A 7,345-nucleotide genomic window follows, 5' to 3' on the forward strand; every position below is an offset into this window, starting at 1 on the left:
AGGCAGCTTCCTTGCTTTTAAGATCCCTTCTTTGCGCCACCGACCCAAAGTTGGGCGGCTGATTTGCAGGATCTGTAAGACCTCTTTCGCTTGCATGGCATAATTGTATCATGAATTATGTTTTGATAGGGGGTTGCCCAGAGACCTTAGTTATATCGAATAATGCTGGGCAGCGCCGCCAGGGTGACGGCCTTGTCCGGCGCGTCGTGCATCAGGACCACGCGGTAGGCACTCTGGAGGTAGGCCCGCAGGGAGGCGGCGTGATACGCCAGCATAGCCTCGACGGTGTGCGGCGATTAGGCTGCGCCCAGGGCATCACCCACCGCGGCGTTCCAATCCATCCAGGTGAGATTCATCTGCCGCAAAGCGGCGTCCGCCCCGGCCAGGTTCTGCCAAGACATGTGGCCGCCAGGATAGCGCCACACCTTGGGATAATAGCCCGTCCCCAAGACGCTCTGGAGCGCGCGAACACCATCGGCCGCCTCCTTCACGATGGCCGCCGTGCTCCCCTGCCGGCCGGGATACAGCGTGGTGTAGACATGGTCGAAGCTATGTGTCCCAATGGCGTGACCCTCGGCGAATTCCTGGCGCAGAATCGGTGCCGTCGGGGGCGTGATTGTGTTGCCCACGACGAAGAACGTAGCATGAACGCCATACTGCTTCAGCGTCGCCAACATCCGCGGCGTCATGGTCGTGTTGACCCCGTCATCGAAGGTGAGAAAGACGACCCGCGGCTCGCCCGACGCGGCAGTCTGGCTCATCTTCGCTCGGACCGCTGCCGCATCATACGCGTAAGCATCCGCCGCATCATGATTCTGCCCATTGCCGGCGGGCGGCACCACCGCGCTGCTGCTCGCCGCCGAAGACGACGAAATCGCTGGTTGGCTTGACGCAACGCTGCTGCTGGCGGAGGCCTTGCGCCGCGATTGCGTCGATTGTATGGCTTGCTTGTTCCTTGCAGCAGGCCGGCCGCTCTGCACAGTCCCCTGATCCTGTGCAAAGTGACCAGCCCATTGGTACGCCGCAACGCCAGCCCCGGCTAATACCAGTCCAAGAACGAGCCATACCAATAATAACGTTTCTGCATTGCGAATTCCTCCGATCGTTCACGAGAAGTCTGTACGCTCTTACTAATACATCCGGGCAATTCTAGCAGAATAGTGGACAGGTGCCAAGGAATATGCACTGAGGAGGGACGCTTGTTTGAAAATAGTGATCTTTTCTGCAACAAGCTGGACACCAGCGACTGGTTAACCGGCGATCAGCGGCAACGTCTTAGCAAAATTTGCTACCTAGGCTGGGGCCAGGTCTCGACTACTCTTCTATACGGAATTCGTGATTCAAAAGGCAAGACAGTCATTGATCATTTGTGGAATCTTCGGATAACTTCACTAGCCCGCCTAAGATGTTTCTGGTTTTTCAGCATTCAATCAGTTAATGGGCCAAAATACACGAAGAGCAGAATATCCCAGCGCCTCAGCGGCTACGGGGATATTCTGCTCGAAAAACAGGAAATCCAGTTGGTGGAAAATGCTGCGCGACGCTTAACGTCGAACGTGGTTGAGGAGGATACCAATAAGTGGTTCAAAAACCAGTATGCCGAGAAGCGCAAGGAAGTAAACCCAAATCGGTGCTTCCAGGACAACTGCGGGAACCACAAAAACTACGAAAGCAAACATGTTAGCAAGTGGGTCCGATGACCCGATGCTCAAATACTTTTTTATGCGGCTCCACATAAGCATCCTCTGGCTTTCTTTTACTCACTATCGTTCCAATTATTGACGTCCCCACTTAAACCTAAACATGTCTAAATTCGATACAAGCAGATGGCCGTGGCTGTCATACACGTTTTTGAAATGGAATTCAAACCAGATTCCACGACTTGTGTCCGCGAGTCCTGAGATAGCAGAAATGGCTGCATCGGCGCCGAGCTTTATCCACCTAACAAATCAACAGGAACCAACTGTCAGTAATGTGGCCACATTCTTGACACCCACAACGTAGTCGCTTTTGATTTAGAGCTCAAGAAATATGCTCAGCTAAAAAGCATGGCTTCTAGCCCGTATCCATATCGTCTATCATTATTCCAAAACAAAATTAGGGTGTACCCCTGTGATAGCGGATTCCGAAGTGCGTCAGATCAATGAGGTGCGGAGCCGAAGTAACATGGCGAGCGTGCCGAAGACAGATCCCGAAGTACGCCATATCGTCAATACTCCAAATTGCGGCGGTGCCTAATAATCAAAAATTTGAGGACAAAAAAACCAGTAGTGCAATGAAGACGCCACTGGTACTTTTATGCCGCGATTACTTGTTCTCGTCTTCCTTAGCGCGCTTCGCCAAGAATTCCAGTACTTGCGTCGTGTGTGCGACACGTTCCTTGGAATTGTCGCGGGATACCGGCCGACGGTTGTTGGATACGCCTGTATGGGTATTTTGTGACACGATAACGTCCCCCTTTCCTCTTGACATATACTTAGTTACGATACCGTAATTGGCAGCGGACGTCAATAGCAAGCACAGCGCGGCACTGGACACACGAAGGCTCACCAGCAGACACCAGAGTATAGCACCCCACTGCCTACAGATTTACCAAACTGTTATTGGGCTCGCCCAGCCCGCTTCTTACGCCGATCCTCGCCAACACCGACCCAAACAAGCCATATCAAGCCAACCACCGCAGGCGGCAGCACCCACCACTTTAGTTCTGGCCAGATTATCGCAACCAGGCACAAAGCAGCGATACCCAAATAGATTGCCGTCGATTTCTTCATCGTAACTCTCCTGTCTCCAGGGGACAGCCCATCAGAACCCAGTCCGTAGCAGATTCATGAAGCTCACCAGCGTATTCCCCGGATTCACCCGCACCCGGTCCAGCTTGTACAGCCCCTGACTGGCCGCGGCCAGCCCGGGCGTCGTCGTCAAGCCCAGCTGATAGCCGGCGGACTTTGCGTCTTGCAGCGTAACGTCATTGTACCGCCCCACCGGATAGGCAATCGTGTTGGGGGCCGTGCCCAGGATCTTGCCCAGGTCGGTGCGGGAATCGGTCAGCTCAGTTTGCTGGCGAGCCGCCGGCAGCTTGTTCAGTTCCAGATGGCTGACGGTGTGGGAAGCAAAGTCCACCCCGGCTGCCTGCATCGTCTTGATCATGGCTTCTGTCAGGTTCCAGCTGCTGCCGACAGAGCCGCTGATCTCGTTGACCGTCACCCGGCTCTTGGTCGCCTTGAACAGCGGCAAACCCAGGGTAGCCATCGCCCGGTAACCGTCATCGAAGGTGATCCAGACGATTTTGTCCTGGGGCACGCGATTTGTCGAAAGGACGGTGTACGCCTCGCTGGGGGTCAGCTCGTAATACCCGGCCTGCTTCAGCCAGGTCAGCTGGTTCTTCAGCTGATCCGCCGGCATCATCAAGGTGTTGCCGACGCCGATGTCGTGGTACATCAGGATCGGGAACCGCACCGGCGCGCTGGCCTGGTGCCACTGACTGACCGGAATGCGGTCGCTCTTGACCGGGGCGGCCTGAGCCGCCCCCGGCTTCGCTTTCTTCGCCAACGCCCGGGCCTTCTTTTCTGACTGGCTGATCTGAGCCGCCGCCTTCTTCGCGGTCACTGTCCGCACCCGGGCGCTGCGCTCGCGAGCGGCGTGGTCCATCGACACTTGGTACGTGTGTCCGCCGTATAGGCCCGCCGCCAGCAGCACCAAGCCCAGTAAGCCAATCAGAATCCAACTTCTTTTCTTCATTTCTGCCAATATCCCCTATCTCTCACTCTCCGGGAATATTGTACCGTGCTGCCGCGCGATTGACATGAATGACGCCTCAGACCAGCCGCTTGCGGACCGTGCCGGAGATGAAGTCGACCAGAGTGACCATGATGACGATGCCTAGCAGGATGATGCCGACCCGGGACCAGGCCCGGGAAGAAATCGCGAAGATAAGCGGCGTACCGACACCGCCGGCCCCGACGATGCCGAGGATGGACGCCGACCGGATGGCCAGTTCGAAGCGGTAGAGGGTGTTAGAAACGAACTCCGGCAGCAGCTGGGGAATCGTGGCCAGCATGGTGGTATCCAGATGGGTGCCGCCGGCCGCAGTGACCGCCTCGCCAGCCCCGTTATCCAGGTTCTCGATGGCTTCGGAGAACAGCTTCGCCAGCATCCCGACGGAGTGGAAGCCCACGGCCAGCACCCCGGCGAAGGCACTGGGCCCGACGGCCTTGATGAACATCAGGGCCAGAACGATCTCGGGGAAGGTGCGGATGGCGGTGAGCAAGAACTTGCCGCTGCGAGACACCAGCCAGAACTTATGCTTGCCTCGAGCCGCCCAGAAGGCGAAGGGCAGCGACACGATGGCCGAAATGAAAGTCCCAGCGAAGGCGATGGCCACGGTCTGGAGCAGCGTGGACACCAGATCCTCGCCGTCTCCGGTATACACGTAAGACCAATCGGGGTGGAAAATACCGGCGATGATGGCCCCGCCGATACGCTGCGCATTGGGCTTGATGGCCAGCGCCGGCATGCCGGTGAAGGCCCAGAGGACCACGGCCACCAGCAGGCCGCCGGCCACCCAGCGGCGCCACGCTCCAGTATGGGTGCGGGCGGGTAATTTGTGTGTTTCAGAAAGTTCCATTACAGCAGCGCCTCCCGGGTTTTCGAACTGACGTAATCAATAACCAGCACCACGGCGAAGATCACCAGCACCATCAGCGAGACCCGGTCATAGCGGAACTGGCCGAGGTTCTGCTGGAGGAAGACCCCGATCCCGCCGGCGCCCACGTAGCCGAGGACGGTGGAGGCGCGGACGTTGATTTCGAACGCATACAGGGTATAGCTGACGAAGAAGCCCATTACTTGGGGCACCACGGCGTACCGTACGATCTCCCACTGGTTGGCCCCCGCCGCGCGGAGTGCTTCGATCGGGCCTTCGTCGATGGTCTCGACGGCTTCAAAGAACAGTTTGCCCACCATGCCGAAGGTGAAAATGGCCAGGGTAATGATCCCGGCCACCGGGCCGATGCCCACGACCGCCACGAACAGGGCCGCCAGCAGCAGGTCCGGAATGGTCCGAATGATATTCAATATGAAGCGAAAGAGACCGGTCACGAAGCGGTTCGTGACAACGTTGCGGGACACTAGAAAGGCATAGGGAAACGCAATGCCGGCGCCGATGGCCGTGCCGATGACGGCCATCTTAATGGTTTCGATCAGCGGGGCGACCACGTAACTGACGTAGGACCAGTCCGGCCGGCACATTTCTGCCAAAATCTGGGTGAATTGGCCAAAATTGGCGACGAATTGGCCGACGTTGACCTGGGTCTCCACCCCGGACCAGACCAAGCCGCCGATCATCAGGACGGTGACGGCGAGCCGTTCCCAGGCAAAGGGCTTCTTCGGCAGTTGCGGCGCCGCCGGCGGGGTGGGCCGCGGCTGCGTATGTTCCGACATCTCCATGATTACGCACCCACTTTCTCAGTGTCTGCGCCAGAGTAAATGGCGGCGATGGTCTCGTCGTCCGCACTAGCGACGGGGCCGTCGAAGACCTTATGGCCGGCGCGGATGCCGACGATGCGGGACCCGTACTCCTTGGCCAATTCGACGGAGTGCAGGTTGATCAGCACCGTGATGCCCAGCTCCTCATTGATCTTCTTCAGGTCGTCCATCACCCGGTGGGTCGTCTGGGGATCCAGGCTGGCAATCGGTTCATCGGCGAGGATGATGCGCGGCTCCTGGGTCAGTGCCCGGGCAATGGAGACCCGCTGCTGCTGGCCGCCAGAAAGCTCATCGGCGCGGGCGTAGACCTTGTCGGCCAGTTCCACCCGCTGCAGGGACTCATAGGCTTTCTGCTTGTCCGCCGCCGAGAACATGCCGAGAAGCATCTTCCACGTGGGATAATAACCGACCCGGCCGGTGAGCACGTTGCGCAAGACCGTGGCCCGCTTCACCAAATTGAAGTTCTGAAAGATCATGCCGATCTCCCGCCGCATCGACAGCAGTTCCTTGCCCTTGGCCTGGGTGATCGAGCGGCCGCCGATCTGAATGTCGCCGCTGGTAATGTCGTGGAGCCGGTTGACGGAGCGCATCAGCGTACTCTTGCCCGCCCCGGACAACCCGATGACAACGACGAATTCACCAGGATAAATCGTCAGGTCGATGTCCTTCAACCCCACCGTGCCGTTTTCGTAAACCTTGTTCACTTGGGTAAACTGGATGATCGGTTCTTTCTGCGCAACTGTCACAAAAAATCCTCCTGTCCTGAATACGCGAAAAGAGCTAGAGGCTGTACCCCCAGCTCTGCCGCGCGGTACGCGTTACTTATTGGTCGTGGTGCTGGCCGCGATCTTGTCGTACTTTCTGACAATATTGAAGTTGCTGTCCTTGGTATGGACGTACCCTTCGTGCTGGTACACGCTGGAGATGATGGCGTGGCCCTGCTTGCTCTTGGCAATCTTAATGAAGGCATTGGCCAGCTTCTTGCGGAAGGCACTGGACATGTCTTCGCGCACGGAGATGGTGTCGTTGGGGATTGGCTTGGTGAAGTAGATCGGCACGACCTTGGTCATGATGTCAGGATCGTCCTTCTTCACCAGGTTGCGAGCATCTTCGAAGACGAAGGCGGCATCGGTATCCCCGTTCAAGACAGAAAGGACGCCTTGGTCGTGACCCTTGACGTTGACCAACGTATCCTGCTTGGCAATGTTGATGCCCTTCTCCTTCAGTTCAGCAGCGGGCCAGATGTAACCCGAGGAACTGGTGACGTCTTGGACGGCGATTTTCTTACCCTTTAAGTCCTTGTATGACTTGATCGGGGAGCCTTTCTTCACGACGATCATGGACCGATACTCGTCGGTCAGCTTCGTCGAGTTGCGGCCGCCGGGTTGAACGACCTTGTACCGCTCGGCTTGCAGCAAGGCGTCTGCGGCCTTCTGCTTGTGGGCTTGGACGTAGCCGTCGGGCGGCAGGAAACCGACGTCCACCTGCTTGGAGCTCATTGCTTCAACAATGGAGTTGTAGTCGGTGGACACGGATACCTTCACCGGAATCCCCAGCTGCTTCTGGAGCAGCTTCTCCAGGGGCTTGGCCTTGGCTTCGATGCTGCTGGCTTGGACTGACGGGACGAACTGGACGTTCAGGCTCTTGGGGGTGTAGCCGGCACTCTTGGCCTGGGCATTGCTCTTGTTGCTGCACGCGGCCAAACCGACAACGCTGACCAGTGCCAGCGCACTGAGCGCGAGTTTCTTCCAAATCTTCATGACGATGGATCCCCTCCACGGATAGATTAGTTGACTCATTCGTATTGTATCGCCCTGAGCGGTGAGCACAACGCTGTATTTGTCAGAAAACCGTCAAT

Annotated in this window: 10 protein-coding genes; 1 reads left to right on the forward strand and 9 read right to left on the reverse strand. The window is 57.5% G+C overall.

The genetic code is table 11. From position 1 onward, the window contains the following. The 3 genes from L248_RS16355 to L248_RS11340 form a co-directional block, all read right to left on the reverse strand. On the reverse strand, window positions 1-96 hold a 96-nt coding region (locus L248_RS16355), incomplete at its 3' end, for a helix-turn-helix domain-containing protein (protein WP_342665179.1). A gap of 50 nt (window positions 97-146) precedes the next feature. Continuing rightward, window positions 147-275 (reverse strand): hypothetical protein, encoded by a 129-nt coding sequence (locus L248_RS16440; protein ID WP_022530373.1) that lies wholly within the window; start codon window positions 273-275, stop codon window positions 147-149. A gap of 21 nt (window positions 276-296) precedes the next feature. After that, window positions 297-1,070 (reverse strand): polysaccharide deacetylase family protein, encoded by a 774-nt coding sequence (locus tag L248_RS11340; RefSeq protein ID WP_155828648.1) that lies wholly within the window; start codon window positions 1,068-1,070, stop codon window positions 297-299. Window positions 1,071-1,199: 129 nt separating this feature from the next. Here L248_RS11340 and L248_RS11345 point away from each other — a divergent pair, with 129 nt between their 5' ends. Beyond that, on the forward strand, window positions 1,200-1,700 hold the full coding sequence (locus tag L248_RS11345; RefSeq protein WP_022530375.1) for a CRISPR-associated endonuclease Cas9 REC1/REC2 domain-containing protein: 501 nt from the start codon (window positions 1,200-1,202) through the stop codon (window positions 1,698-1,700). A gap of 607 nt (window positions 1,701-2,307) precedes the next feature. On the opposite strand, the gene L248_RS16120 is transcribed toward L248_RS11345, so the two are convergent. The 6 genes from L248_RS16120 to phnD all read right to left on the reverse strand — a co-directional run bounded on the left by L248_RS16120 (window position 2,308) and on the right by phnD (window position 7,247). Next, window positions 2,308-2,445 (reverse strand): hypothetical protein, encoded by a 138-nt coding sequence (locus L248_RS16120; protein ID WP_196812033.1) that lies wholly within the window; start codon window positions 2,443-2,445, stop codon window positions 2,308-2,310. A gap of 360 nt (window positions 2,446-2,805) precedes the next feature. Continuing rightward, the gene (locus tag L248_RS11350) at window positions 2,806-3,741 is read right to left on the reverse strand and encodes a polysaccharide deacetylase family protein (RefSeq protein WP_052000035.1); all 936 of its coding nucleotides are present in this window, start codon (window positions 3,739-3,741) and stop codon (window positions 2,806-2,808) included. Between the two features lie 76 nt (window positions 3,742-3,817). Continuing rightward, a complete protein-coding gene (gene phnE / locus L248_RS11355) occupies window positions 3,818-4,627 on the reverse strand; it encodes a phosphonate ABC transporter, permease protein PhnE (RefSeq protein WP_040536507.1) in 810 nt (269 codons plus the stop codon). Beyond that, a complete protein-coding gene (phnE, locus tag L248_RS11360) occupies window positions 4,627-5,442 on the reverse strand; it encodes a phosphonate ABC transporter, permease protein PhnE (protein WP_052000037.1) in 816 nt (271 codons plus the stop codon). The genes phnE (L248_RS11355) and phnE (L248_RS11360) overlap by 1 nt, the downstream gene beginning before the upstream one ends. Before the next feature lie 8 nt (window positions 5,443-5,450). Further along, on the reverse strand, window positions 5,451-6,233 hold the full coding sequence (gene phnC, locus L248_RS11365) for a phosphonate ABC transporter ATP-binding protein (protein WP_022530379.1): 783 nt from the start codon (window positions 6,231-6,233) through the stop codon (window positions 5,451-5,453). Between the two features lie 72 nt (window positions 6,234-6,305). After that, window positions 6,306-7,247, reverse strand: a complete 942-nt coding sequence (gene phnD, locus L248_RS11370; protein WP_040536509.1) for a phosphate/phosphite/phosphonate ABC transporter substrate-binding protein — start codon at window positions 7,245-7,247, stop codon at window positions 6,306-6,308. Window positions 7,248-7,345 lie beyond the last annotated feature (98 nt).

Source organism: Schleiferilactobacillus shenzhenensis LY-73, from assembly GCF_000469325.1.
Lineage (GTDB): Bacteria > Bacillota > Bacilli > Lactobacillales > Lactobacillaceae > Schleiferilactobacillus > Schleiferilactobacillus shenzhenensis.